Origin of the sequence: Pseudomonas lurida (assembly GCF_013522705.1) — a bacterium.
GTDB lineage: Bacteria > Pseudomonadota > Gammaproteobacteria > Pseudomonadales > Pseudomonadaceae > Aquipseudomonas > Aquipseudomonas quebecensis.
In genome coordinates, this window is sequence record NZ_JAAMRE010000021.1 from 1 (window position 1) to 25,035 (window position 25,035).

At 62.0% G+C, this 25,035-nt stretch carries 16 protein-coding genes and 1 pseudogene; 13 read left to right on the forward strand and 4 right to left on the reverse strand.

What is annotated here, in order from left to right; genetic code table 11:
* Window positions 1-193 precede the first annotated feature (193 nt).
* The 3 genes from G7025_RS17235 to G7025_RS17245 form a co-directional block, all read right to left on the reverse strand.
* Window positions 194-895: an SPOR domain-containing protein gene (locus G7025_RS17235; RefSeq protein ID WP_181080344.1), complete on the reverse strand. Its 702-nt coding sequence runs from the start codon at window positions 893-895 to the stop codon at window positions 194-196.
* Between the two features lies 1 nt (window position 896).
* Window positions 897-2,633 carry an arginine--tRNA ligase gene (argS, locus tag G7025_RS17240; RefSeq protein WP_181080345.1) on the reverse strand — a complete coding sequence of 579 codons (1,737 nt, stop codon included), beginning with the start codon at window positions 2,631-2,633 and terminating at the stop codon, window positions 897-899.
* A gap of 110 nt (window positions 2,634-2,743) precedes the next feature.
* The gene (locus G7025_RS17245; RefSeq protein WP_181080346.1) at window positions 2,744-4,963 is read right to left on the reverse strand and encodes a primosomal protein N'; all 2,220 of its coding nucleotides are present in this window, start codon (window positions 4,961-4,963) and stop codon (window positions 2,744-2,746) included.
* A 216-nt stretch (window positions 4,964-5,179) separates the two neighbouring features.
* Between G7025_RS17245 and rpmE the strand changes: the two genes are divergently transcribed.
* The 3 genes from rpmE to G7025_RS17260 all read left to right on the forward strand — a co-directional run bounded on the left by rpmE (window position 5,180) and on the right by G7025_RS17260 (window position 7,684).
* Window positions 5,180-5,413, forward strand: coding sequence for a 50S ribosomal protein L31 (gene rpmE / locus G7025_RS17250; RefSeq protein WP_005784030.1), 234 nt, complete (start codon window positions 5,180-5,182; stop codon window positions 5,411-5,413).
* Between the two features lie 14 nt (window positions 5,414-5,427).
* A complete protein-coding gene (locus tag G7025_RS17255) occupies window positions 5,428-6,234 on the forward strand; it encodes a thermonuclease family protein (protein ID WP_181080347.1) in 807 nt (268 codons plus the stop codon).
* Window positions 6,235-6,415: 181 nt separating this feature from the next.
* Window positions 6,416-7,684 carry a malic enzyme-like NAD(P)-binding protein gene (locus tag G7025_RS17260; RefSeq protein WP_181080348.1) on the forward strand — a complete coding sequence of 423 codons (1,269 nt, stop codon included), beginning with the start codon at window positions 6,416-6,418 and terminating at the stop codon, window positions 7,682-7,684.
* Between the two features lie 136 nt (window positions 7,685-7,820).
* Here G7025_RS17260 and G7025_RS17265 read toward each other — a convergent pair whose 3' ends face one another.
* Window positions 7,821-10,286, reverse strand: a complete 2,466-nt coding sequence (locus G7025_RS17265; protein WP_375139338.1) for a penicillin-binding protein 1A — start codon at window positions 10,284-10,286, stop codon at window positions 7,821-7,823.
* A gap of 216 nt (window positions 10,287-10,502) precedes the next feature.
* Between G7025_RS17265 and pilM the strand changes: the two genes are divergently transcribed.
* The 10 genes and pseudogenes from pilM (at window position 10,503) to hemE (ending at window position 24,861) form a co-directional block, all read left to right on the forward strand.
* Entirely contained in the window at window positions 10,503-11,156 is a 654-nt protein-coding gene (pilM, locus tag G7025_RS17270; protein ID WP_181080350.1) for a type IV pilus biogenesis protein PilM, read from the forward strand.
* Window positions 11,153-11,707, forward strand: coding sequence for a PilN domain-containing protein (locus G7025_RS17275; protein WP_253510060.1), 555 nt, complete (start codon window positions 11,153-11,155; stop codon window positions 11,705-11,707). The genes pilM and G7025_RS17275 overlap by 4 nt, the downstream gene beginning before the upstream one ends.
* On the forward strand, window positions 11,704-12,684 hold the full coding sequence (locus tag G7025_RS17280; protein WP_181080352.1) for a pilus assembly protein PilP: 981 nt from the start codon (window positions 11,704-11,706) through the stop codon (window positions 12,682-12,684). Before G7025_RS17275 ends, G7025_RS17280 begins: the two co-directional genes overlap by 4 nt.
* 139 nt (window positions 12,685-12,823) lie before the next feature.
* A pseudogene (locus tag G7025_RS17285) lies at window positions 12,824-14,080 on the forward strand (type IV pilus secretin PilQ); the annotation flags it as partial.
* Window positions 14,081-14,084: 4 nt separating this feature from the next.
* Window positions 14,085-14,603, forward strand: coding sequence for a shikimate kinase AroK (gene aroK, locus G7025_RS17290; protein WP_034105907.1), 519 nt, complete (start codon window positions 14,085-14,087; stop codon window positions 14,601-14,603).
* A gap of 125 nt (window positions 14,604-14,728) precedes the next feature.
* Entirely contained in the window at window positions 14,729-15,829 is a 1,101-nt protein-coding gene (gene aroB, locus G7025_RS17295; protein WP_181080353.1) for a 3-dehydroquinate synthase, read from the forward strand.
* Between the two features lie 10 nt (window positions 15,830-15,839).
* On the forward strand, window positions 15,840-17,417 hold the full coding sequence (locus tag G7025_RS17300; protein ID WP_181080354.1) for an SPOR domain-containing protein: 1,578 nt from the start codon (window positions 15,840-15,842) through the stop codon (window positions 17,415-17,417).
* 350 nt (window positions 17,418-17,767) lie between these two features.
* A complete protein-coding gene (gltB, locus tag G7025_RS17305; RefSeq protein WP_181080355.1) occupies window positions 17,768-22,213 on the forward strand; it encodes a glutamate synthase large subunit in 4,446 nt (1,481 codons plus the stop codon).
* A 32-nt stretch (window positions 22,214-22,245) separates the two neighbouring features.
* On the forward strand, window positions 22,246-23,664 hold the full coding sequence (locus G7025_RS17310) for an FAD-dependent oxidoreductase (RefSeq protein WP_181080356.1): 1,419 nt from the start codon (window positions 22,246-22,248) through the stop codon (window positions 23,662-23,664).
* Between the two features lie 129 nt (window positions 23,665-23,793).
* The gene (hemE, locus tag G7025_RS17315) at window positions 23,794-24,861 is read left to right on the forward strand and encodes a uroporphyrinogen decarboxylase (RefSeq protein ID WP_181080357.1); all 1,068 of its coding nucleotides are present in this window, start codon (window positions 23,794-23,796) and stop codon (window positions 24,859-24,861) included.
* The last annotated feature ends 174 nt before the right edge of the window (window positions 24,862-25,035 follow it).

Consider the following 25,035-nt stretch of genomic DNA (forward strand, 5'->3'; position numbering starts at 1 on the left):
GGATTTCAACCATGGGGGTTTATGGCGGACGAGTGGTGTTTATCGGTCTGACACCCATTTCAGAGCACTGCAAAACCAAAAGTGGGAGGGGACTTGCCCCCGATGGCGGTGTATCAGTCACCGAAAATATTGACTGATCTACCGCTATCGGGGGCAAGCCCTCTCCCACATTTATGCTGGTGTGTCTTCGAAATCAGCGGCTCTGGCGCTGTTGTAACAACAGGTTGCTAAACCCGGCCCCGGCCAATTGCTTCTGCGCCACGGTCAGCTGTTCGCGGTTGCTGAACGGCCCTACCAGCACGCGATACCAGGTCGCGTCCTTCACCGTGCCGGACTCCACGGTCACCGTCTGGCCCAGCAGGATGATCTGCGCACGCACGCGATCGGCGTCCGCCTGTTTCGGGAACGAACCGGCCTGCAGGAAGAACTTGGTCACCGGTGCCGCCTTGGTCTCGGCGACCGGTGGTGCCGGCGGCGGGGTGATGCCGGCCAGCGCTGCCTGGGCGCGTGCGGTATCGATCTTGGCGGCTTCGGCCGGGGTGACCGGGGTGGTCGGCACTTGCGGCGTCGGCAGGGTTTTTTCCGGGACGGCGTCGGGCGGGACGATCACTTCCGATTCCGGCAGCAGCGTATAGAAGTCGTATTTGGGCTTCACCGGTGCGGTCGGGCTCGGGGCGGTCTTGTTGGCTTCGGCGATCTTCGAGGCTTTCTGCTGTTCCTGCTTGACCCGTTTGACGTCATCGCCCTGACCCGGGTCCAGCTTCATCAGAAACACCACAAACGCACCGACCGTGAGGCCGATAGCCATCCACAACCAGCCCGGGATCGGCTTCTTCGCCGGGGCCTGGTAGCGGCTCGCGCCGCGCTTGGGTGCAGGTTTTTTCTTGGCAGCCAACTTACATACGCTCCAGGGTTTCCAGGCCCAACAACTCCAGGCCTTGCTTGAGGGTCCGTCCAGCCAGTGCGGCCAGGCGCAGGCGACTCTGCTTCTGGGCTTCGTCGTCGGCGGTGAGGATCGGGCAGTTCTCGTAGAAGCTGGAGAACAACCCGGCTACTTCGTACAAATAGGTGCACAGGATATGCGGCGTGCCTTTTTCGCCAACGCTGTTCAGCACTTCGCCGAACTGCGCCAGCTTGGCGGCCAGGTCCTGTTCATGGGGCGCGTCCAGCACGATCCGGCCTTCGACCTGGCTGAAGTCCTTGCCCAGTTTGCGGAACACACCGGCCACGCGGGTGTAGGCATACAGCAGGTACGGCGCGGTGTTGCCTTCGAAGTTGAGCATCAGGTCGAAGTTGAAGCTGTAGTCGCTGGTGCGGTGCTTGGACAGGTCGGCGTACTTCACCGCGCCGATGCCTACTACGCGGGCGATATTGCGCAAGTCGGCCTCGGCCAGCTCCGGGTTCTTTTCCTTCACCAGGTTGTAGGCCCGTTCCTGGGCTTCGTTAAGCAGGTCGATCAGCTTGACGGTGCCGCCATCGCGGGTCTTGAACGGTCGGCCGTCGGCGCCGTTCATGGTGCCGAAGCCCATGTGTTCCATGTGCATCGGGTGGGTAACGAACCCGGCGCGGCGTGCCACCTCGAACACCTGTTGGAAGTGCAGGGCCTGGCGCTGGTCGACGAAGTACAACGCACGGTCCGCCTTGAGCACGCCGCTGCGGTAGCGCACGGCCGCCAGGTCGGTGGTGGCGTACAGATAGCCGCCATCGGCCTTGACGATGATCACCGGCAGCGGCTCGCCGTCGGCGGTCTTGAATTCTTCGAGGAACACGCACTGCGCGCCGTTGCTCTCCACCAGCAAACCCTTGGCTTTGAGGTCGTTGACCACATTGATCAGGTCGTCGTTATAGGCGCTCTCGCCCATCACGTCGGCCATGGTCAACTTGACGTTGAGCAGCTCGTAGATTTCCTGGCAGTGGGACAGCGAGATATCGCGGAAGCGATTCCACAGGTCCAGGCATTCCTCGTCGCCGGCCTGCAGCTTGACCACCAGGCCACGGGCGCGGTCGGCGAACGCTTCGGATTCGTCGAAGCGCTTCTTGGCGGCGCGGTAGAAGTTTTCCAGGTCCGACAGCTCATTGCTGGTGATCGGATTTTCCTGCAGGTAGGCCATCAGCATGCCGAACTGGGTACCCCAGTCGCCGACGTGGTTCTGGCGAATCACGGTGTCGCCGAGGAACTCCAGCACCCGTGCCACGCCGTCGCCGATGATGGTCGAGCGCAGGTGGCCGACGTGCATCTCTTTAGCCAGGTTGGGCGCCGACAGGTCGATGACCACGCGTTGGATGTCGCCGGCCTTGCGCGCGCCGATACGGGCATCGGCCAGCGCGGCGTCCAGGCGCGAGGCCAGGGCCTGGGTGTTCTGGAAGATATTGATAAAGCCCGGGCCTGCGATCTCGGCCTTGCTCACCTGCGGGTCGGCGGGCAGGGCGGCGATGATTTTCTCCGCCAGGTCGCGCGGCTTCATGCCGGCCGGCTTGGCCAGCATCATCGCAATATTGCTGGCGAAGTCGCCGTGGGTCTTGTCACGGGTGTTCTCCACCTGGATCGCCGGCGTCAGGCCTTCAGGCAACACACCTTCGTTGACGAGTTGGGTGAGGGCTTGTTGGATCAGCTGGCGAATGGTGTCTTTCATGGTGTTCTCTTTCGACCGCAAGCGGCGGCGCGCGATGCGCAGGTGGAAAAACTGGGCATTATCCGTGGCGGGGGCGGGCTTGCCAACCTTCGCGGGACCTGTGGCCAGGCTTAATACAAATCTACCGGGTCTACGTCCAACGACCATCTCACCTGGCGACCGCTTGGCATTTGCTCCAGCGCAAGTAACCAGCTACTTAACAGGCGATGCAAGGGCGCACGTGACGTTGCTTGCAAAAGCAGTTGAGCACGATAACGTCCGGCGCGGCGTTCCATGGGCGCGGGCACCGGGCCGAGCAGTTCGATGCCGGTCAGACCCAGCTCGCCGAGCAAACGTTCGGCGGCGCTGCAGGCTTCATCCAGAAAACCTTCGGCCTGCCCGGGTTTATGAGCCTCGGCGCGCAGCAGCGCCAAGTGCGCGAATGGCGGCAGGCCGGCGGAACGACGCTCGCTCAGGGCCTGTTCGGCAAAGGCAAAATAACCTTGTTCGGTCAGCTGGATCAGCAACGGATGGTCGGCCAGGTGCGTCTGGATGATCACTCGCCCAGGCTCCTCGGCGCGTCCCGCGCGGCCGGCGACTTGCACGATCAACTGGGCCATGCGTTCGCTGGCACGGAAATCCCCGGAAAACAGGCCGCCGTCGGCGTCCAGGATCGACACCAGCGTCACCCGAGGGAAGTGATGACCCTTGGCGAGCATCTGCGTGCCCACGAGGATGCACGGCTGGCCCTTCTGGATCGTGGCGAACAGCTGGTTCATCGCGTCTTTGCGCGAGGTGCTGTCGCGGTCGACCCGCAGCACCGGGTAGTCAGGGAACAGAATGCCCAGGCGCTCCTCGGCGCGCTCGGTACCCGCGCCGACCGGTCGCAGGTCCACTTTGCCGCATTGCGGGCAGTGGCGTGGCACCCGTTCCACGTGGCCGCAGTGATGGCAACGCAACTCGCCGTAGCGCTGATGCACGGTCATGCGCGCATCGCAGCGTTCGCACTCGGACATCCAGCCGCAGTCATGGCACAGCAGGGTGGGGGCAAACCCGCGGCGGTTGAGGAACACCAGCACCTGCTGTCCGGCGGCGAGGGTCTGGCCGATGGCTTGCTGCATCGGCCCGGAAATGCCGCTGTCCAGTGGGCGACTTTTCACGTCCAACCGCAGGAAACGTGGTTGTTTGGCGCCACCGGCTCGCTCATTCAAGCGCAGGAGTCCGTAACGGCCGGTGTAGGCGTTGTGCAGGCTCTCCAGCGATGGCGTGGCCGAACCCAGCACAATCGGAATGTCTTCCTGGCGCGCGCGCACCAACGCCAGGTCGCGGGCGTGGTAGCGCAGGCCTTCCTGCTGTTTATAGGAGCCGTCGTGCTCCTCGTCGATGATGATCAGCCCAGGGTTTTTCATTGGCGTGAACAGCGCCGAACGGGTGCCGATAATGATATCGGCCTCGCCGTCCCGCGCCGCCAGCCAGGACTCCAGGCGCTCACGGTCGTTGACCGCCGAATGCACCAGGGCAATGCGTGCATTGAAGCGTTGTTCGAAGCGGGCCAGGGTTTGTGGGCCGAGGTTGATCTCCGGGATCAGCACCAGGGCTTGTTTGCCGGCCTGCAGGGTTTCACGGATCAGTTGCAGATAAACTTCGGTCTTGCCACTGCCGGTCACGCCGGCCAGCAGGAACGCATTGAAGCTGTCGAAGCCGGCGCGAATCGCTTCATAGGCGGCACGCTGTTCGGCATTCAACGGCAGTTCCGGCTGGGCCAGCCAGTGTTCGTGGCGGGCGTCGGGGGCATGCTTGCGGATTTCCACCTGCACCAGGCCTTTGGCGAGCAGCAGGTCGAGGCTGTCCTTGCTCAGCATTAGCTTGCTCAACAATTGATGCGCCACGCCATGGGGGTGTTGAGCCAGCGTCGCCAGGGCTTCACGCTGGCGCGGGGCGCGGGCGATGCGTGGGTCGTCCAGGCGCGCGCCGGGCACCGTCGACCAGAAACGTTCCTGGCGCGCCTCGGCCAGTTCGCCCTGGCGCAGCAGAACCGGCAGCGCCCAGCTCAAGGTATCGCCCAGGCTGTGCTGGTAATACTGCGCGGTCCACAGGCATAGCTTGAACAGCGCAGGCGGCAGCGGCGGGGTGGCGTCGAGGATCGCCACGGCCGGCTTGAGTTTCTCGGCCGGCACCTCGCTGTGGTCGGCCACTTCCACCAGGATCCCGATCATTTCCCGACGGCCGAACGGCACACGCACGCGCATCCCCGGCTGCAACTGCGCACGCAGCACGCCGGCCGGCGCACGGTAATCGAACAGGCGGCGCAGGGGCGAGGGCAGGGCGAGGCGCAAAATGGCGTCGGGCACGCAGGGAGTCTCTTATAAAGGCAGGCGGTGGCGCAGGGGCGCGAGCCTAGCAGAGGAGGGCGTTAATGGGTATGCCGTGGTTTTCTGATGAAAGGGGCTTTTCTGGCATAGGGGCCGCTTGCGCGATTACAAAGGTCTGGTAGAATCCGCGGCCTAATTACGTGCGGTATTCGACAATAGTGTCGAGTGGCGGCACGCTAGCCAGAGGAAGTCACCATGAAAGCCGATATCCATCCAGCGTACGAAACCATCGAAGTGACCTGCAGCTGCGGCAACAAGTTCGAAACTCGTTCGAACCTGTGCAAGCCACTGGGTACTGACGTATGCAACGAGTGCCACCCGTTCTACACCGGTAAGCAGAAAACTCTGGACACCGGCGGCCGTGTACAGCGCTTCGCAGATCGCTTTGGTGCTTTCGGCAAGAAGCCTGCTGCTACTCCAGCAGAGTAAGGTTCAAAAGCCTTATGGGCTTTTACCTGTGGTTGAAGAAGGCGTCCCTTGTGGGCGCCTTTTTTGTGCCTGGGATTTGGCTGTCGGCCGTTCAAGCGCAGGCCTTTTGCAGCGCGCCGGCGTCCTTGGTGCAGGTGCAGGTGGCGCGGGTGGTGGATGGCGACACCGTGCGTCTCAGCGATGGTCGCAGCGTGCGCATGATTGGCCTCAATGCGCCGGAAATCGGCCAGAAGGGGCGCCCTGACGAGCCATTCGCAGTCGCCGCGCGCCAGCGTCTGCAGGCGTTGGTGCAGGCCAGTGGCGGGCGGGTCGGCCTGGTGCCGGGACGTGAGGCCAAGGATCGCTACGGGCGAACCCTGGCCCATCTATACGGCGCCGATGGCCGCAACCTGGAAGCGCAGTTGCTCGCCGACGGCCTGGGGTTTCAGGTCGCGGTCGCGCCGAATGTCGACCTGGTGACATGCCAGCAGGCTGCCGAAGCCAGCGCGCGCAATGCGCAAAAGGGGTTGTGGCGCCAATCGCCGGTGCGCACGGTGGCACACGTCAAACGTTCCGGATTCGCCGTGATCAGTGGGCAAGTTCGCGGTATCGAACGCAACCGTGGCGGAATCTGGATCGAGTTGCAGGGCTCATTGGTATTACGCATTGCGCCCGATCTGGCCGGGCACTTCGACAGTCGCCTGCTGAAGAATCTGCAGGGCGAGACCGTCGAGGCTCGAGGCTGGGTGCAGGATCGCGCCCGGCGCGGTGGCATTAAAACTCATCAGGCGCGTTGGTTATTGCCACTGACCGATCCCGGCATGCTGAAAGTGCATCGCTGATAAAAAGTTGTAGACATTTTTTAAGTGGATTGTGAACAGTCAAGCCCTTGTATCCCGTGGCCTTAGACCAAAGTACGGCGCTTTGGGGCCTTGACACCGGTGACTGCCCAGTCTTGTAGGGACTTTGCGACACGCGTATCCTCGGCGGTCCGTCGACCAACAGTAAAAGCGGAATGCCGATATGTCTGATTTGAAAACTGCCGCTCTCGAATATCATGCCCATCCTCGTCCAGGAAAGCTGAGTGTAGAGCTCACCAAAGCCACCGCCACCGCCCGCGACCTGTCGCTGGCTTACAGCCCTGGCGTGGCCGAGCCCGTACGTGAAATCGCTCGCGACCCCGAGCTGGCGTACAAGTACACCGGCAAAGGCAACCTGGTTGCAGTAATTTCCGATGGCACCGCGATTCTCGGCCTGGGCAACCTCGGCCCATTGGCATCCAAGCCGGTCATGGAAGGTAAAGGCGTGCTGTTCAAGCGCTTTGCCGGCATCGACGTGTTCGACATCGAAGTCGATTCCGAAAGCCCGCAGGCCTTCATCGACACGGTCAAGCGCATTTCCATCACCTTCGGTGGCATCAACCTGGAAGACATCAAGGCGCCTGAGTGCTTCGAGATCGAAAAGGCCCTGATCGAACAGTGCGACATTCCGGTATTCCACGATGACCAGCACGGCACCGCGATCGTGACCGCGGCCGGCATGATCAATGCGCTGGAAATCGCCGGCAAAACCCTGGCTGACGCCAAGATCGTCTGCCTGGGTGCCGGTGCGGCGGCCATCTCCTGCATGAAGTTGATCGTCAGCATGGGCGCCAAGCTGGAAAACATCTACATGGTCGACAGCAAGGGCGTTATCCAGTCCGAGCGTACCGACCTGAACCAGTACAAGGCGATGTTTGCCCACCCGTCCTCCAAGCGCACCCTGGCTGACGCGCTGAACGGCGCTGACGTATTCGTCGGCCTGTCCGGCCCGAACCTGCTGAGCGCCGAAGGCCTCAAGTCCATGGCAGCCAACCCGATCGTGTTCGCCTGCTCCAACCCAGACCCTGAAATCGCGCCGGAACTGGCTCACGCCACCCGCAGCGACGTGATCATGGCCACCGGTCGTTCGGACTACCCGAACCAGGTCAACAACGTATTGGGCTTCCCGTTCATCTTCCGTGGTGCTCTGGACGTTCGCGCCAAGCGCATCAACGAAGAAATGAAAGTAGCGGCCGCCAACGCCCTGCGTGAACTGGCCAAGCTGCCGGTGCCTCAGGACGTGTGCGACGCCTACGGTGGCGCCAAGCTGGAATTCGGACGTGAGTACATCATCCCGAAACCAATGGACAAGCGCCTGATCACCCTGATCTCCGACGCCGTGGCCAAGGCTGCGATCGAGACCGGTGTGGCGACCCTGCCGTATCCGAAAAACTACCCGCTGCAGAGCGTGGATGATGTGTTCAACGGCTAAGCCGTAGACCCATAAAAAAACCCGGCTAAGAACGCCGGGTTTTTTTATGGGGAAGTTTCAAGCTGCAAGCGACAAGTTCAAGAACGGCACATCGCAGCTCTTAACTTGCCGCTTGTAGCTGACAGCTTGCCGCTCTCTAAAAGAGATCGATCGGCGCGCCTTCATCCGCCGGCAGCGGGCTGCCTGGTACGACGCCGTTGCCCAGTTCGTTGACCGACGGCGGCGTGTCTTCGCTCTTGAACAGTTCGAAGTACGCATTCGGCGTGCTTGGCGAGGCCGCACGGCCACTCACCGGGTCGATCCTCAGGCTGAGGATGCCTTCCGGTTCCGGCTGGGTGTGCAGCGGCTTGTCCTTCAAGGCTGCGCCCATGTAGCTCATCCAGATCGGCAGCGCGACGGTGCCGCCGAACTCACGGCGACCGAGGCTTTCCGGTTGGTCATAGCCGGTCCACACCGTGGTGACGTAGTCGCCGTTGTAGCCGGAGAACCAGGCGTCCTTGGATTCGTTGGTAGTACCGGTCTTGCCCGCGATATCCGCGCGGCCCAGGGCCAGGGCGCGGCGGCCGGTGCCCTTCTTGATCACATCTTCCAGGATGCTGTTGAGGATGTAGGTGGTACGGCCATCCACCACGCGCTCGGCCACAGCCGGTGCCTGCGGTTCGCTGGGGGCGCTGGGGTTGGCGGCTGCCGGAGTCGTGCCGGGTGTTGGCTCGATGGTGATGCCGCCGTGGCTCGGCGCGGCCAGGCCGTCAGTGGCCGCCACACCGTTGACCACATCGCCCGGAACGCGTGGCGGGTTTGCGGTGAAGAGGGTGTCGCCGTTGCGGCTTTCGATCTTGTCGATCAGGTACGGCGTGATCTTGTAGCCGCCGTTGGCAAAGGTGCTCCAGCCGGTGGCGATTTCCATCGGCGTGAGGGTGGCGGTGCCGAGCGCCAGCGACAGGTTCGGCGGCAGGTCTGACTTGTTGAAGCCAAAGCGCGTGATGTAGTCGATGGTCTTGCCGACGCCCATGGCCTGCAGCAGGCGGATCGACACAAGGTTGCGCGACTTGTACAGCGCTTCACGGATACGGATCGGACCGAGGAAGGTGTTGGTGTCGTTCTTCGGGCGCCAGACCTTGTCCAGATACTCGTCTACAAACACGATCGGCGCATCGTTGACCAGGCTGGCAGCCGTGTAGCCGTTATCCAGCGCGGCGCTGTAGATGAACGGTTTGAAACTCGAACCCGGTTGGCGCTTGGCCTGGGTGGCGCGGTTGTAGTTGCTCTGTTCGAACGCGAAGCCGCCGACCAGGGCGCGAATCGCACCGTTCTGCGGGTCCAGCGATACCAGCGCGCCCTGGGCCAATGGCACCTGGCTGAATTTCAGGCTGTCGTCCTTCTGGCGTTGCACACGGATCAGGTCGCCCACCTGCGAGACGTCCGATGGCTGCTTGGGCATGGCGCCCATGCTGTTGGTATTCAGGAAAGGGCGCGCCCATTTCATGCTGTCCCACGCCACGTGGGCTTCGCCGGTACGGGTGAGCACTTGCAGGCCGTCTTTCTTGACCTGGGTGACAATGGCCGGCTCCAGGCCGCTGATCGGGCGCTGTTTACCCAACTCTGCGGTCCAGGCGCTCAGGGTCTTGCCTGGCAGGCGTGATTCGGGGCCGCGGTAGCCGTGACGCTGGTCGTAGGCAACCAACCCGGAATGCACCGAATCGTTGGCAATTTCCTGCAAATCGCTCGGAACGGTAGTGGTCACGCGAAAGCCTTCGGTGTAGGCGTCGCTGCCGTAGCGACCGACCATCTCGGCGCGGGCCATTTCGGCGATATACGGTGCATTCACTTCCGGCGTCGGCACGTGATAGCTGGCATTCAGTGGCTCGGCCACGGCGCTTTCGTAAGCACTCTGGGAAATCTTGCCCAGCTTGTACATGCGTCCCAGGATCCAGTCGCGACGCTCTTTGCTGCGTGCCGGGTTGGCCAGGGGGTTGAAGCGCGACGGAGCCTTGGGCAGGCCGGCGATCATGGCCATCTGCGCCAGGCTGGCGTCGCGGATGGACTTGCCGTAGTACACCTGGGACGCGGCTTCGATGCCGTAGGCGCGGTTGCCCAGGTAGATCTTGTTGACGTACAGCTCGAGGATCTCGTCCTTGGTCAGCTGGCGCTCGATCTGCAGGGCCAGGAGGATCTCGGTGGCCTTGCGTGAAAAACTGCGCTCGCTGGTGAGGAAGAAGTTCTTCGCCACCTGCATGGTGATGGTGCTGCCGCCGGATTGAATATGTCCGCTTTTTACCAACTGTGTCGCGGCGCGCACCAGGCTGCTGGGGTCGACGCCATAGTGGTTGGCAAAATTATCGTCCTCGGCCGACAGCAGGGCGCTGATGAAATTGGGCGGAATGTCGGCAAAACGGATCGGTGTGCGGCGCATTTCGCCGAACTCCGCGATCAGTTTTTCATCGCTGCTGTAGACCCGCAGAGGAATCTGCAACTGGATACTTCTGAGGGCCTCTACCGACGGTAAACCCGGACTAAGGTAGAGATACGCCCCGCTGAGCACGAGCAGGAGCCCGCAGACGATGGCGACAATGGAGTACCCGAAAAACTTCAGCAGACGAATCAAGGCTTTTGGATTTCCAGAGAAAAGAATGGGTTAGGCGTCGGGGCATGCATGGCGAACGATGGATCAACCCGAGCTGCAGATAAAAGCGGGAAAAAACGCTGGGCATTAAAGCATTTTCGGCCTGGGGCGTCATTCGCGCCTCTGCAACAAGGCGACCGAATGCACGGTGTCAGGCAACCAGGCGGTATGACAGGGAAAGTTTTGGGGAGTTTTATGAGAAAAGGATTATTCAGGCGAAAAGTCGACACCTTGCTGGGCATCGATATCAGCGACACGGCCATCAGGCTCGTCGAGTTGCGGCTCGATCCCGCTGGTTACAGCGTCGCAGGGTATGCCATCCACGGGTTGCCCGCCCGGGCGGTGGTAGATGGTGCTTTTTTGGACTTCGAAGGCATCGGGCAGGCCCTGCGCGCGGCGCTGCCCAGGGTTCAGGCAACGTCCAGGCGCGCTGCAGTGGCGGTGTCGGGCCCTTCGGTCATCACGCGATTGATCGAGCTGGAGGCCGGGCTCGCGGAGGAAGAGATGGCGGGGGTGGTCGAGAGGGAGGCAGAGCAGTACATTCCATACCCGTTGGATGACATGGCCTTCGACTTTCAAGTCCAGGGGCGCTCGGTTGCTGACCCGACACGGGTCGAGGTATTGCTGGCGGCGTGCCTGAAGGAACATGTGGAGGCCCGGGAGGCCGTTCTGGCCATGGCTGGGCTGGTGCCGGCGGTGGTCGATGTTGAAGCGTTTGCAATGGCGCGCGCGAGCAGTCAGGATTTCGCCAGCTTCACGTCGGGCCATCGAGTCGATGGTGCACAATGGGCCATGGATGCCCAAGGAATGGGAATCGCCTGCGGACTGGCCCTGAGGAGTTTCGCTTGAAGACACGTATCAATCTTTTGCCCTGGCGCCAGGCTCGGGCCGAGCGGCGACGCCGCTACTTTATGGTGTTGATGCTGGTGTTCGTCTGCGTGGCGTTGGTGGTTGTGTGGCTGGCGGACCAGGTCATTGACCAGGCGATCGATCGGCAGGTGACGCGTAATAATCACCTGGACAAAGATCTCGCTCTTCAGGATTCCAGCATCAAGACCCTTGACGACCTGGAGGCGCAAAGCCAGCAGTTGGCCGAGCGAATGAAGATCGTGCAGGACTTGCACAATGGTCGCTCTTCCGGCGCCCAGTTACTGGACCAACTGGCGCGTGCGGTGCCGGATGGGGTGCATCTGCATGAAGTAGTGGCCAAAGGCGATACGGTGAGTATTCGCGGCAGTGCCGAATCCAGCCAGGACATTGCCCAACTGATGCGCCGGCTGGAGGTGTCGCAAGGCGTCCACACAGCGCGCCTGCAGCACGTGCGCACCGAAGGTGCGAGCGGTGATAACGAATTTCAATTGATGGTGCGCCAGGGAGAATCCTCCGAGGCCCAGCCATGAGCCTGCCCAGGCTCGAACTCGGCGCACTCTCTTACCACGCTGCAAAATGGCCCTTGCCTGGCAAGCTCTTGCTCGGCTGCGTCCTGGCCGGTGCAGTGCTGGCTGTGGGTGAATGGATGCTCTTGAGTCCTGCACGGGCTCGGTTGCATCAGGCACAGGCGCAGGAGGGGATTCTTCGCCAGCAACTCGCGCAGCAGAGCGCCGTAGCGGCCAGCCGTGACGTGCGTGCGCGGCAGCTCCAAGTGATGCAGGCCGAGGCCGATGCACTGTTACGGCTGTTGCCCGGCGGGTCCGAAATGCCCGGCCTGCTGGAGGATATCGCGCGGTTGGCGCTGGCCAATGGCGTGTTAGTCGAAAGGGTGGCTCCGCAGGAAGAACAGCCGGCGCCGCTGTATACCGCGCAGCCGATGCAGATCGGCGTCACGGGTGCCTATCACGATCTGGCCATGTTTATGAGCGCCGTTGAAGGGCTTTCGCGACTTACCACGGTGCATGAGATGGACGTGCAGCGTGAGGGCCGATTATTGCGCCTCGATCTGCTGGTCAAGACGTACCGGCGTGATCAGGCCGCCGTTGGGGCTCCGGTGCGTGAGCGACCACTGCCGCAAGGCGCATCCTTCGTCTATCAAGGGGCCGGTTTGCGCGATCCGTTCCAGCCGTCGACCTTGCAGGTTGAGCATAGGCCTGGGCGGCGTGCGCCTGCGCCGGATCTGGAGCGGCCCAGAGGCCCTCTGGAGCGCCAGGCGCTGGAGCGCTTCCAGATGGTCGGCACGCTCGCGCGAGGCGCGCAGACCTTTGCGCTGTTGCGCGTGGCGACCGATGTGTATCGCCTGGCGCTGGGCGATTATCTCGGGCCGGACCACGGGCGCGTTACGGCTATTCATGACAGCCATATTGAAGTGGTCGAGCTGTTTCCCGATAAACAGGGTGCGTGGCTGGAGCGCCCCAGAACCCTCGTGTTGAACGTCAACTCATAACGGAATCGAACAAATGAAAAGGACTTTCTCGTCCTTCGGTGTGGCGCTATGGATAGCGTTCACAGCACCGATGGCTGCCGCTGTGCCCAACCGTATAGATCTTATTCAACTGCCGCCGCCGGGTGGGGCCATGGCGGGGGCCTACAGCGGCGACAAGCTCACGCTCAACTTCCAGAACATAGAGCTGCGCGCGGTATTGCAGCAGATTGCCGATGTGGCCGGCCTTAACCTGGTCGCCAGCGATGACGTCCAGGGTTCGATCACACTGCGCCTCAAAGATGTGCCCTGGGATCAGGCGCTGGAGCTGGTGTTACAGACCAAGGGGTTGGATAAGCGCATTCACGCCGGCGTATTGCTGGTAGCGCCCGCCGAGGAATTGGCAGCCCGCGAACTGCTGACGCTGGAGTCGCGCAGGCAGATAGCCAACCTCACACCGCTGCGGCGGGAGCTGTTGCAGGTCAATTATGCCAAGGCAGCCGATCTGGCCAGGCTGTTCCAGTCGGTGACCGGCCTTGAAGGGGCCACCGACGAACGCGGTTCGGTGGCGGTGGATGAGCGCACCAACAACATCATCGCCTACCAGACCGGCGAGCGGCTCGACGAGCTGCGGCGCATCGTGGCGCAGTTGGATATCCCCGTGCGGCAGGTCATGATCGAAGCGCGGATCGTGGAGGCCAACGTCGATTACGACAAAAGCCTGGGAGCACGCTGGGGCGGACGGCTCAATCGCGGCAACTGGCAGGCCGGTGGCATTCCAAAGCCCCTGCCCGATGGCGTAGAACCGCCGGAAAATCCGCCTGGCTCACCGTTTGTCGACCTCGGCGCAATAGCCGGCGCGTCCGGCCTGGGTGTGGCTTACATCACCGACAATGTGCTGCTGGACCTGGAACTGACGGCCATGGAAAAGACCGGCAACGGCGAGATCGTTTCCCAGCCCAAGGTCGTGACCTCCGACAAGGAGACCGCGCGCATCCTTAAGGGCACCGAGATTCCGTACCAGGAGTCCAGCTCCAGTGGCGCCACGTCGGTGTCGTTCAAGGAGGCCTCGCTGTCGTTGGAAGTGACCCCTCAGATCACCCCTGATGACCGGGTGATCATGGAAGTGAAAGTCACCAAGGATGAGCCGGACTATCTCAACAGGCTCAACGACGTACCACCGATCAAGAAAAACGAGGTCAACGCCAAGGTGCTGGTCAAGGATGGCGAGACCATTGTGATCGGCGGAGTTTTCTCCAATACCCAAAGCAAAGTGGTAGATAAAGTGCCATTTTTGGGCGATGTGCCGTATCTTGGCCGCCTTTTCCGGCGCGATGTGCTGGCGGAGAAAAAATCCGAGCTGCTGGTATTCCTGACTCCGCGTATTATGAATAACCAGGCGATTGTTGTGAGTCGTTGATTCTGTGCGAAATTTGATTCTTGTGGGACCGATGGGGGCTGGAAAAAGCACCATCGGCCGTTTGCTGGCCAAAGAGCTGCGCCTGCCGTTCAAAGACTCCGATAAGGAAATTGAATTGCGCACGGGTGCCAATATCCCGTGGATCTTCGATAAAGAAGGCGAACTGGGCTTTCGCGACCGCGAGCAGGCAATGATTGCTGAATTATGCGGCTGCGATGGCGTGGTATTGGCCACCGGCGGTGGCGCAGTGATGCGCGATGAAAACCGCCGTGCGCTGCATGCCGGTGGTCGGGTGGTTTACCTGCATGCATCAGTCGAGCAGCAGGTCGGTCGGACTGCGCGCGATCGCAATCGCCCATTGCTGCGCACCGCCGATCCGGCGAAAACCCTGCGCGATCTACTGACGCTGCGCGATCCGCTGTATCGGGAAATTGCCGATCTGGTGGTGGAAACCGATGAGCGGCCGCCACGTATGGTGGTGCTCGACATTCTTGAGCGCCTGCAACGGCTGCCTCCCCGTTAAAGCCAGGGGCGAAATGCGCTATTCTCGGCGTCGCGCCATCGCCCTGCGGGTTGTGGCGTAGAGCCATCAGGCAGCGTCGTATCCTGACGTTACCGGTCGTCAATTCATCTCTCACGCGGGGACACATGCAGACACTTAAGGTCGATCTAGGCGAGCGCAGCTACCCGATCCACATTGGCGAGGGCCTGTTGGGCCAGCCCGAGTTGCTCGCACCGCACATTGCCGGGCGGCAAGTGGCGATCATCTCCAACGAAACGGTCGCGCCGCTGTATCTTGAGCGTCTGAGCCGCAGCCTTGCGGCCTACTCGGTGATTTCGGTAATACTGCCCGACGGCGAAGCCCACAAGAACTGGCAAACCCTGCAACTGATTTTCGATGGCCTGCTGACCGCGCGCCATGACCGGCGTACCACGGTGGTGGCCCTCGGAGGCGGCGTTATCGGCGATATGGCTGGTTTCGCCGCTGCCTGCTACCAGCGCGGCGTGGACTTTATCCAGGTGCCGACCACCCTGCTGTCCCAGGTCGATTCGTCGGTGGGCGGTAAGACCGGCATCAACCATCCGCTGGGCAAGAACATGGTCGGTGCGTTCTATCAGCCCAATGCCGTGTTGATCGACACCGCTACCCTTAACACGCTGCCGCCGCGTGAGCTGTCGGCGGGCCTGGCGGAAGTCATCAAGTATGGATTGATCTGCGATGAGCCTTTCCTGACTTGGCTGGAAGAGCACATGGACGCCTTGCGCGGCCTCGATCAGGTGGCGCTCACCGAAGCGATTTCCCGCTCCTGCGCCGCCAAGGCCCTGGTGGTCAATGCCGACGAGCGTGAGTCCGGCGTGCGGGCCACGTTGAATCTGGGTCACACCTTCGGGCATGCGATCGAAACCCACATGGGCTATGGTGTGTGGTTGCATGGCGAGGCCGTGGCGGCTGGCACGGTGATGGCTATGGACATGTCGCACCGGCTTGGCTGGATCAGCGCCCAGGAGCGGGATCGCGGTATTCGCCTGTTTCAGCGGGCCGGTCTGCCGGTCGTTCCGCCGCAGGAGATGACCGAGGCGGATTTCCTCGAACATATGGCAATAGACAAGAAAGTGATCGACGGTCGACTGCGACTGGTGCTGCTGCGCCACATGGGCGAAGCGGTGGTGACCGACGATTATCCGAGAGAGATTTTACAGGCCACGCTGGGAGCGGATTACCGCGCCCTGGCCCAGCTTAAAGGTTAACAGGATCACCATGACTAGTTTGCATGCCGACGAGGCGTTCCTCGGCCATTACCAGTTAAGCCACGACCCTTTTGCTCCACGGGTGCCGGGTTTCAAATTCTTCCCTGCCCAGCGCAAGCCGGTGCTGGGGCAGCTTCACCATCTCGCGCGCTACAGCCAGTTGCTGCTGGTCGTCACGGGCCCCTTGGGCAGCGGCAAGACGTTGCTGCGCCAGGCCCTGGTTGCCAGTACCAACAAGCAATCGGTACAGAGCGTGGTGGTGTCGGCCCGCGGCGCCGCTGATGCGGCGGGTGTGCTGAGCCAGGTGGCCCAGGCGCTGGATGTGGCCACCGCCGAGCCGAGCGCGATCCTCAAGCAGGTGGTGCAGTTGGGCTTGACCGGCCAGGAGGTCTACCTGCTGGTGGACGATGCCGAGCAGCTCGACGAATCGGCCCTGGAAGCCCTGCTGGCGTTGGCTGCGGGTACGCCGGAAGGTCGCCCCCATGTGTTCCTGTTTGGTGAGTCTTCGCTGATCGCCGACCTTGAGCAGATCAGTGGCGATCAGGAACTGTTCCACGTCATCGAACTGCAGCCGTATGAAGAGGAAGAAACCCGCGAATACCTGGCTCAACGCCTCGAAGGCGCAGGGGCGGGCATCGAACTTTTCTCCGCTGCGCAGATCTCTGATATTCACGACAGCGCAGGCGGCTGGCCTGGCACCATCAACCAGGTTGCCCGCGATGCGATGATCGAAGCCATGATTGCCAGCCGCTCAGCGGTCAAGCGTCCAAAGATGGGGTTCACTATGCCTAAGAAGCACGTACTGGCCATTTCCGCAGTGGTCGTGGTTGCCGTTGCCGCCGCCTGGTTGATCCCAGGCCGCAACAAGGCTCCCACCCCTGCTGGCGCGCCTGCCGAACAGGCGCAGTTGCCACTGGGCAAACCCACACCGAATGTCGAATTCGCCAACTCCGGTCAGCCGACCAACCTGCCGATGGTCGGTCAGCCTGTGATGCGCGGCCCGCTCGCCGAAGAAGCCGGTGGCATTTCCGAAGGCGACGACGGCGTGCCGGTGGAAGGCTCCAGCGCCACGCCGCCGACCGTAACCACCACCGCGCCGCCTGCGGGCGTACCGGCCGGCCAGCCCGCTGCCAAGCCGACGCCTGCCCCAACGCCGGCACCGACCGTCGCAACCGCCAAACCTGCACCGGTCACCAAGCCTGTGGTCGCAGCGCCTGCGCCAGCCCCTGCGGCCAAGCCGGCCCCGGCCGCCAAGCCCGCTGAAAAACCCGCCACCACCGTGGCCAAGGCAGGCGCCGCCGGCAGCAGTTGGTACGCCAGCCAGCCGAGCGGTAACTTCGTGGTGCAGATCCTCGGCACCAGCTCCGAAGCCAATGCCCAGGCGTTCGTGAAAGAGCAGGGCGGCGAGTACCGTTATTTCAAGAAAGTGCTCAACGGCAAGCCTCTCTATGTGATCACCTACGGCAACTTCTCCAGCCGTGCAGCCGCTGATTCCGCTATCAAGGCCTTGCCAGCGAAGGTTCAGGCTGGTAAACCTTGGCCTCGCACTGTTGCCAGCGTTCAACAAGAACTCGCAACAACTCGCTGAAGATCCGGCGGCCTTACCCAGGCCGCCCTCCCGGCACCTCAAAAAAATCGCATGGCGTGCAGTCTCCAGGGACCGCGCGCTTTGTGGTGTCTGCGTCACGGTAGCTTTTGAGTCGTAGCGGTCAGAATTAAAAAAGTTTTGACTAGCACAGCATATCGCTTTAAACCTTTCATAAATGCGACATAGATTTGCGACATTTCGTCGCTAAATTTGTGAGCGTCTGTGTCGGTGTGTACAATGACCTCCCTTTTGCCCCCGCTAAGCCGGCGAACGTTCGGCGTGGAAGGTAACCGGTTGAATTGAAAAGAAATTTGCCTCGGTATAAGAGGCAGCCTGGTGAGAAAGTGTCTATGAAAGCAGGTCTGTACCAACCCGATGAATTCAAGGATAACTGCGGATTCGGCCTGATAGCCCATATGCAGGGCGAGCCCAGTCATACCCTTCTGCAAACGGCCATCGAGGCCCTGACCTGCATGACCCACCGCGGTGGGATCAACGCCGACGGCAAGACCGGTGACGGTTGCGGCTTGCTGATTCAAAAGCCCGACCAGTTCCTGCGCGCTGTCGCCAAGGAGCATTTCGCGGTCGACCTGCCCAAGCAGTACGCCGTGGGCATGGTGTTTTTCAACCAGGACCCGGTGAAAGCCGAAGCCGCTCGCGAGAACATGAACCGCGAGATCGTCGCCGCCGGCCTGCAACTTGTCGGCTGGCGCAAAGTGCCGATCGACACCAGCGTGCTCGGCCGTCTGGCCCATGAGCGCCTGCCGCAGATCGAACAGGTGTTCATCGCCGGTGAAGGCCTGAGCGACCAGGACATGGCGATCAAGCTGTTCACCTCCCGTCGTCGCTCGTCCGTGGCCAACGCTGCCGACACCGACCACTACATCTGCAGCTTTTCCCACAAGACCATCATTTATAAAGGCCTGATGATGCCGGCGGACCTCACCGCCTTCTATCCAGACCTGAGCGATGAGCGTCTGCAGACCGCAATCTGCGTGTTCCACCAGCGCTTCTCCACCAACACCCTGCCGAAATGGCCGCTGGCCCAGCCGTTTCGCTTCCTCGCCCACAATGGCGAGATCAACACCATCACCGGCAACCGCAACTGGGCCGTGGCCCGTCGCACCAAATTCGCCAATGACCTGATGGACCTGGAAGAGCTCGGCCCGCTGGTCAACCGCGTGGGCTCCGACTCCTCCAGCATGGACAACATGCTCGAACTGATGGTCACCGGCGGCATCGACCTGTTCCGTGGCGTGCGCATGATCATTCCGCCAGCGTGGCAGAACGTCGAGACCATGGACCCGGACCTGCGTGCATTCTACGAGTACAACTCGATGCACATGGAGCCGTGGGACGGCCCGGCCGGCGTGGTCATGACCGACGGCCGCTACGCGGTGTGCCTGCTCGACCGCAACGGTCTGCGCCCGGCGCGTTGGGTCACCACCACCAACGGCTTTATCACCCTGGCGTCGGAAATCGGCGTATGGGACTACAAGCCTGAAGACGTGATCGCCAAAGGCCGCGTCGGCCCTGGCCAGATCCTGGCCGTGGACACCGAAACCGGGCAGATCCTCGACACCGACGCCATCGACAACCGCTTGAAGTCGCGTCACCCGTACAAACAATGGCTGCGCAAGAACGCCCTGCGCATCCAGGCGACCATGGAAGACAACGACCACGGTTCGGCCTTCTACGACATCGACCAGCTCAAGCAGTACATGAAGATGTATCAGGTCACGTTCGAAGAGCGCGACCAGGTGCTGCGTCCGCTCGGCGAGCAAGGCTACGAGGCGGTCGGCTCCATGGGCGACGACACGCCGATGGCCGTCTTGTCCCAGCGCGTGCGCACGCCATACGACTACTTCCGCCAGCAATTCGCCCAGGTGACCAACCCACCGATCGATCCGCTGCGCGAAGCTATCGTGATGTCCCTGGAAGTGTGTCTCGGTGCCGAGCGCAATATTTTCCAGGAGTCGCCCGAGCACGCCTCCCGTGTGATCCTCAGCTCGCCGGTCATCTCCCCGGCCAAGTGGCGTTCGTTGATGAACCTGGAGCGCCCAGGCTTCGACCGTCAGATCATCGACCTGAACTATGACGAGAGCCTCGGCCTTGAAGCCGCAGTGCGCAACGTCGCCGACCAGGCCGAAGAAGCCGTGCGCGCCGGGCGTACCCAGATCGTGCTGACCGACCGTCATATTGCGCCGGGCAAGCTGCCGATCCATGCCTCGCTGGCTACCGGTGCCGTGCACCACCGCCTGACCGAAAAAGGCCTGCGCTGCGATTCCAACATCCTCGTGGAAACCGCCACCGCCCGCGACCCGCATCACTTTGCGGTGCTGATCGGCTTCGGCGCCTCGGCGGTGTACCCGTTCCTCGCCTATGAAGTGCTGGGTGACCTGATCCGTACCGGTGAAGTACTGGGCGACCTCTACGAGGTGTTCAAGAACTACCGCAAGGGCATCACCAAAGGCCTGCTGAAGATCCTGTCGAAGATGGGCATCTCCACCGTCACCTCCTACCGTGGGGCGCAGTTGTTCGAAGCCATCGGCCTGTCGGAAGAAGTCTGCGAGCTGAGCTTCCGTGGCGTGCCGAGCCGTATCAAGGGCGCGCGGTTCGTCGACATCGAAGCCGAGCAGAAAGCCCTGGCGGCCGAAGCCTGGAGCGCGCGCAAGCCGATCCAGCAAGGCGGCCTGCTCAAGTTTGTGCACGGTGGCGAGTATCACGCGTACAACCCGGACGTGGTCAGCACCCTGCAAGCCGCCGTGCAGCAGGGCGACTACGCCAAGTTCAAGCAATACACGAGTCTGGTGGATAACCGCCCGGTATCGATGATCCGTGACTTGCTCAAGGTCAAGACCTTGGACACGCCGATGGACATCAGCGAAGTCGAGCCGCTGGAATCGATCCTCAAGCGTTTCGACTCTGCGGGTATTTCCCTGGGCGCCTTGTCGCCCGAGGCCCACGAAGCCCTGGCCGAAGCCATGAACCGCCTGGGGGCGCGCTCCAACTCCGGCGAAGGCGGTGAAGACCCGGCGCGCTACGGCACTATCAAGAGTTCGAAAATCAAGCAGGTCGCGACTGGTCGTTTCGGCGTCACGCCGGAATACCTGGTCAACGCCGAAGTGCTGCAGATCAAGGTAGCCCAGGGCGCCAAGCCCGGTGAGGGCGGCCAGCTGCCGGGCGGCAAGGTCAACGGTCTGATCGCCAAGCTGCGTTATGCGGTCCCGGGCGTGACCCTGATCTCCCCACCGCCGCACCACGACATCTATTCGATCGAAGATTTGTCGCAGCTGATTTTCGACCTCAAACAAGTCAACCCGCAGGCGCTGGTCTCGGTGAAGCTGGTCGCGGAAGCCGGCGTAGGCACCATCGCCGCCGGTGTGGCCAAGGCCTATGCCGACCTGATCACCATCTCCGGTTACGACGGCGGCACCGGCGCATCGCCGCTGACCTCCATCAAATACGCCGGCGCGCCGTGGGAGCTCGGCCTGGCCGAGACCCACCAGACCCTGCGCGGCAACGACCTGCGCGGCAAGGTCCGTGTGCAAACCGACGGCGGCCTGAAAACCGGTCTTGACGTGATCAAGGCGGCAATCCTCGGCGCCGAGAGCTTCGGCTTCGGCACCGCGCCGATGATCGCCCTGGGCTGCAAATACCTGCGCATCTGCCACCTGAACAACTGCGCCACCGGCGTCGCCACTCAGAACGAGAAGCTGCGCAAGGATCACTACATCGGTACCGTCGACATGGTGGTGAATTTCTTCACCTACGTCGCCGAAGAAACCCGTGAGTGGCTGGCCAAGCTGGGCGTGCGCTCGCTGGAAGAGCTGATCGGTCGTACCGACCTGCTGGACATCCTTGAAGGCCAGACCGCCAAGCAACAGCACCTGGACCTCACGCCGCTGCTGGGCAGCGATCACATCCCGGCAGACAAGCCGCAATTCTGCCAGGTGGACCGCAACCCACCGTTCGACAAAGGCCTGCTGGCCGAGAAAATGGTCGAGATGGCCAGCTCCTCGATCAACGACGCCAGCGGTGGCGAATTCGCCCTGGACATCTGCAACTGCGACCGTTCCATCGGCGCACGCATCTCCGGCGAAATTGCGCGCAAGCACGGCAACCAGGGCATGGCGAAGGCGCCGATCACGTTCCGCTTCAAGGGCACCGCTGGCCAGAGCTTCGGCGTATGGAACGCCGGTGGCCTGAACATGTACCTCGAAGGCGACGCCAACGACTACGTGGGCAAGGGCATGACCGGCGGCAAGCTGGTGATCGTTCCGCCTACAGGCAGCGTCTACAAGACCCAGGACAGTGCCATTATCGGCAACACCTGCTTGTACGGCGCCACGGGCGGCAAGCTGTTCGCCGCCGGTACGGCCGGTGAGCGTTTTGCCGTGCGTAACTCCGGTGCCCACACCGTGGTTGAAGGCACGGGCGACCACTGCTGCGAGTACATGACCGGTGGTTTTGTCGCGGTGCTGGGCAAGACCGGTTACAACTTCGGTTCGGGCATGACCGGCGGTTTCGCCTACGTGCTGGATCAGGACAACACCTTCGTCGACAAGGTCAACCACGAGTTGGTCGAGATCCAGCGGATCAGCGGCGAAGCCATGGAATCCTACCGGAACCACTTGCAGCACGTGCTGGACGAGTACGTCGAGGAAACCGGCAGCGAATGGGGTCGCAACCTCGCCGAGAATCTCGATGATTACCTGCGTCGTTTCTGGCTGGTCAAGCCCAAGGCTGCCAACCTGAAATCGTTGCTTTCCAGCATCCGTGCCAACCCGCAGTGATATGCGCCTGAAGAGTTTGATGAGGTTTTAACATGGCTGAACGTCTGAATAACGACTTCCAGTTCATCGATGTCGGGCGCAAAGATCCGAAGAAGAAACTGTTGCGTCAACGCAAGAAAGAGTTCGTGGAAATCTACGAACCCTTCAAACCCCAGCATTCGGCCGAACAGGCACACCGTTGCCTGGGCTGCGGTAACCCGTATTGCGAATGGAAGTGCCCGGTGCACAACTTCATTCCCAACTGGCTGAAGTTGGTGGCCGAGGGCAACATCCTCGCCGCCGCCGAGCTGTCGCACCAGACCAACACCCTGCCGGAAGTGTGCGGCCGGGTGTGCCCACAGGATCGTCTGTGCGAGGGTGCCTGCACCCTTAACGACGGTTTCGGTGCGGTGACCATCGGTTCGGTTGAGAAGTACATCACCGACACGGCGTTCGCCATGGGCTGGCGCCCGGACATGTCCAAGGTCAAGCCGACCGGCAAGCGCGTGGCGATCATTGGCGCAGGCCCTGCCGGCCTGGGTTGCGCCGACGTGCTGGTGCGTGGCGGCGTGACCCCGGTGGTATTCGACAAGAACCCGGAAATCGGCGGCCTGCTGACCTTCGGTATCCCCGAGTTCAAGCTGGAAAAAACCGTCCTGAGCCATCGTCGCGAAGTCTTCACCGGCATGGGTATCGAGTTCCGCCTCAATACCGAAATCGGCAAGGACGTGACCATGGAGCAACTGCTCGAAGAATACGATGCCGTGTTCATGGGCATGGGCACCTATACCTACATGAAGGGCGGCTTTGCCGGTGAGGACCTGCCGGGTGTGTACGACGCTCTGGACTTCCTGATCGCCAACGTCAACCGCAACCTGGGTTTCGAAAAGTCGCCGGAAGATTTTGTCGACATGAAAGGCAAGAAGGTCGTGGTGCTGGGCGGTGGTGACACCGCGATGGACTGCAACCGTACGTCGATTCGCCAGGGTGCCAAGTCGGTAACCTGTGCCTACCGTCGTGACGAAGCCAACATGCCGGGTTCGCGCAAAGAGGTGAAGAACGCCAAGGAAGAGGGGGTGAAATTCCTCTACAACCGCCAGCCGATCGCGATTGTCGGTGAAGATCGCGTCGAAGGCGTCAAGGTGGTCGAGACCCGTCTCGGCGCACCGGATGCCCGTGGCCGTCGCAGCCCCGAGCCGATCCCGGGCTCCGAAGAGATCATCCCGGCCGACGCCGTGGTCATCGCATTCGGTTTCCGCCCAAGCCCGGCGCCGTGGTTCGAGCAGTTCCAGATCCAGACCGACAGCCAGGGCCGCGTCGTCGCCCCGGAACAAGGCCAGTACAAGCACCAGACCAGCAACCCGAAAATCTTCGCCGGTGGCGATATGGTGCGCGGTTCCGACCTGGTGGTAACCGCGATCTTCGAAGGCCGTAATGCGGCTGAAGGGATCCTGGATTACCTGTGCGTCTGATGACGTAGCGGCAAGTTTCAAGCGGCAAGCGGCAAGTTAAAAGCACAATGGCTTCAACTTGCCGCTTGTAGCTTGCCGCTTGCCGCTGTCTTTTGAGACCATACCCGCACTTTTTTTGCGGATGCCGACATGACTGCCCTCAAGAACGACCGTTTCCTGCGTGCCCTGCTCAAGCAGCCTGTAGACGTCACCCCCGTGTGGATGATGCGTCAAGCCGGTCGCTACCTGCCGGAATACCGCGCCAGCCGCGCCCACGCCGGCGACTTCATGAGCTTGTGCATGAACCCTGCGTTCGCCTGCGAAGTCACGATGCAGCCTCTGGACCGCTACCCACAACTGGATGCGGCCATTCTGTTCTCCGATATCCTCACCATCCCCGATGCCATGGGCCAGGGCCTGTACTTCGAGACCGGTGAAGGTCCACGTTTCCGCAAAGTCGTCAGCACCCTGGCCGACATCGAGGCCCTGCCGATTCCCGATCCGCACAAGGACCTGGGCTACGTGATGGACGCCGTCAGCACCATCCGCCGCGAGCTCAACGGGCGCGTGCCGCTGATCGGCTTCTCCGGCAGCCCGTGGACCCTGGCCACCTACATGGTCGAAGGCGGCTCGTCGAAAGACTTCCGCAAGACCAAAGCCATGCTCTACGACAACCCTCAAGCCATGCACCTGCTGCTGGACAAGCTGGCCCAGTCGGTGACCGCGTACCTCAACGGCCAGATCATGGCCGGTGCGCAAGCCGTACAGATCTTCGATACCTGGGGCGGCAACCTGTCGGCAGCGGCGTACCAGGAATTCTCCCTGGCCTACATGCGCAAGATCGTCAGCGGCCTGATCCGTGAACACGAAGGCCGCCAGGTGCCGGTCATTCTGTTCACCAAGGGGGGTGGCCTGTGGCTGGAAAGCATCGCCGATGCCGGTGCGGACGCCTTGGGCCTGGATTGGACCTGCGATATCGGCGAGGCCCGCCGTCGCGTCGGCAGCCAGGTCGCGCTGCAAGGCAACATGGACCCGACCGTGCTGTACGCCAAGCCGGAAGCGATTCGCGCCGAAGTCGGGCGCATCCTGGCCAGTTATGGCAACGGCACCGGACACGTGTTCAACCTCGGCCATGGCATCACCCCGGAAGTGAATCCAGACCACGCCGGCGCGTTCCTGCAAGCTGTGCACGAATTGTCCGCGCAATATCACCAGTAACATCCCGCCCCAAGCGAGCCGCCCCCTGCCTGGCAGAGGGCGGCTCGCTGCGCTTCAGCGTTCGTTAAGTCCTGCCTTGATAGTCTGCAGAGGTTGGGATTTCTCCTACAGCCTCTGGTAACTCGCCTCGGTAAAAATCCTACCCGACGTTTCCACTCGCCAGCGATTGGCGTT

Bases quoted from the DNA above. Each gene is read 5' to 3' on its own strand.
- G7025_RS17310 (WP_181080356.1), top strand. From the start codon at position 22,246: ATGGCTGAACGTCTGAATAACGACTTCCAGTTCATCGATGTCGGGCGC.
- G7025_RS17300 (WP_181080354.1), top strand. From the start codon at position 15,840: ATGACTAGTTTGCATGCCGACGAGGCGTTCCTCGGCCATTACCAGTTA.
- hemE (WP_181080357.1), top strand. From the start codon at position 23,794: ATGACTGCCCTCAAGAACGACCGTTTCCTGCGTGCCCTGCTCAAGCAG.
- argS (WP_181080345.1), bottom strand. From the start codon at position 2,633: ATGAAAGACACCATTCGCCAGCTGATCCAACAAGCCCTCACCCAACTC.
- G7025_RS17255 (WP_181080347.1), top strand. From the start codon at position 5,428: ATGGGCTTTTACCTGTGGTTGAAGAAGGCGTCCCTTGTGGGCGCCTTT.
- pilM (WP_181080350.1), top strand. From the start codon at position 10,503: ATGAGAAAAGGATTATTCAGGCGAAAAGTCGACACCTTGCTGGGCATC.
- G7025_RS17280 (WP_181080352.1), top strand. From the start codon at position 11,704: ATGAGCCTGCCCAGGCTCGAACTCGGCGCACTCTCTTACCACGCTGCA.
- aroB (WP_181080353.1), top strand. From the start codon at position 14,729: ATGCAGACACTTAAGGTCGATCTAGGCGAGCGCAGCTACCCGATCCAC.
- rpmE (WP_005784030.1), top strand. From the start codon at position 5,180: ATGAAAGCCGATATCCATCCAGCGTACGAAACCATCGAAGTGACCTGC.
- G7025_RS17260 (WP_181080348.1), top strand. From the start codon at position 6,416: ATGTCTGATTTGAAAACTGCCGCTCTCGAATATCATGCCCATCCTCGT.
- gltB (WP_181080355.1), top strand. From the start codon at position 17,768: ATGAAAGCAGGTCTGTACCAACCCGATGAATTCAAGGATAACTGCGGA.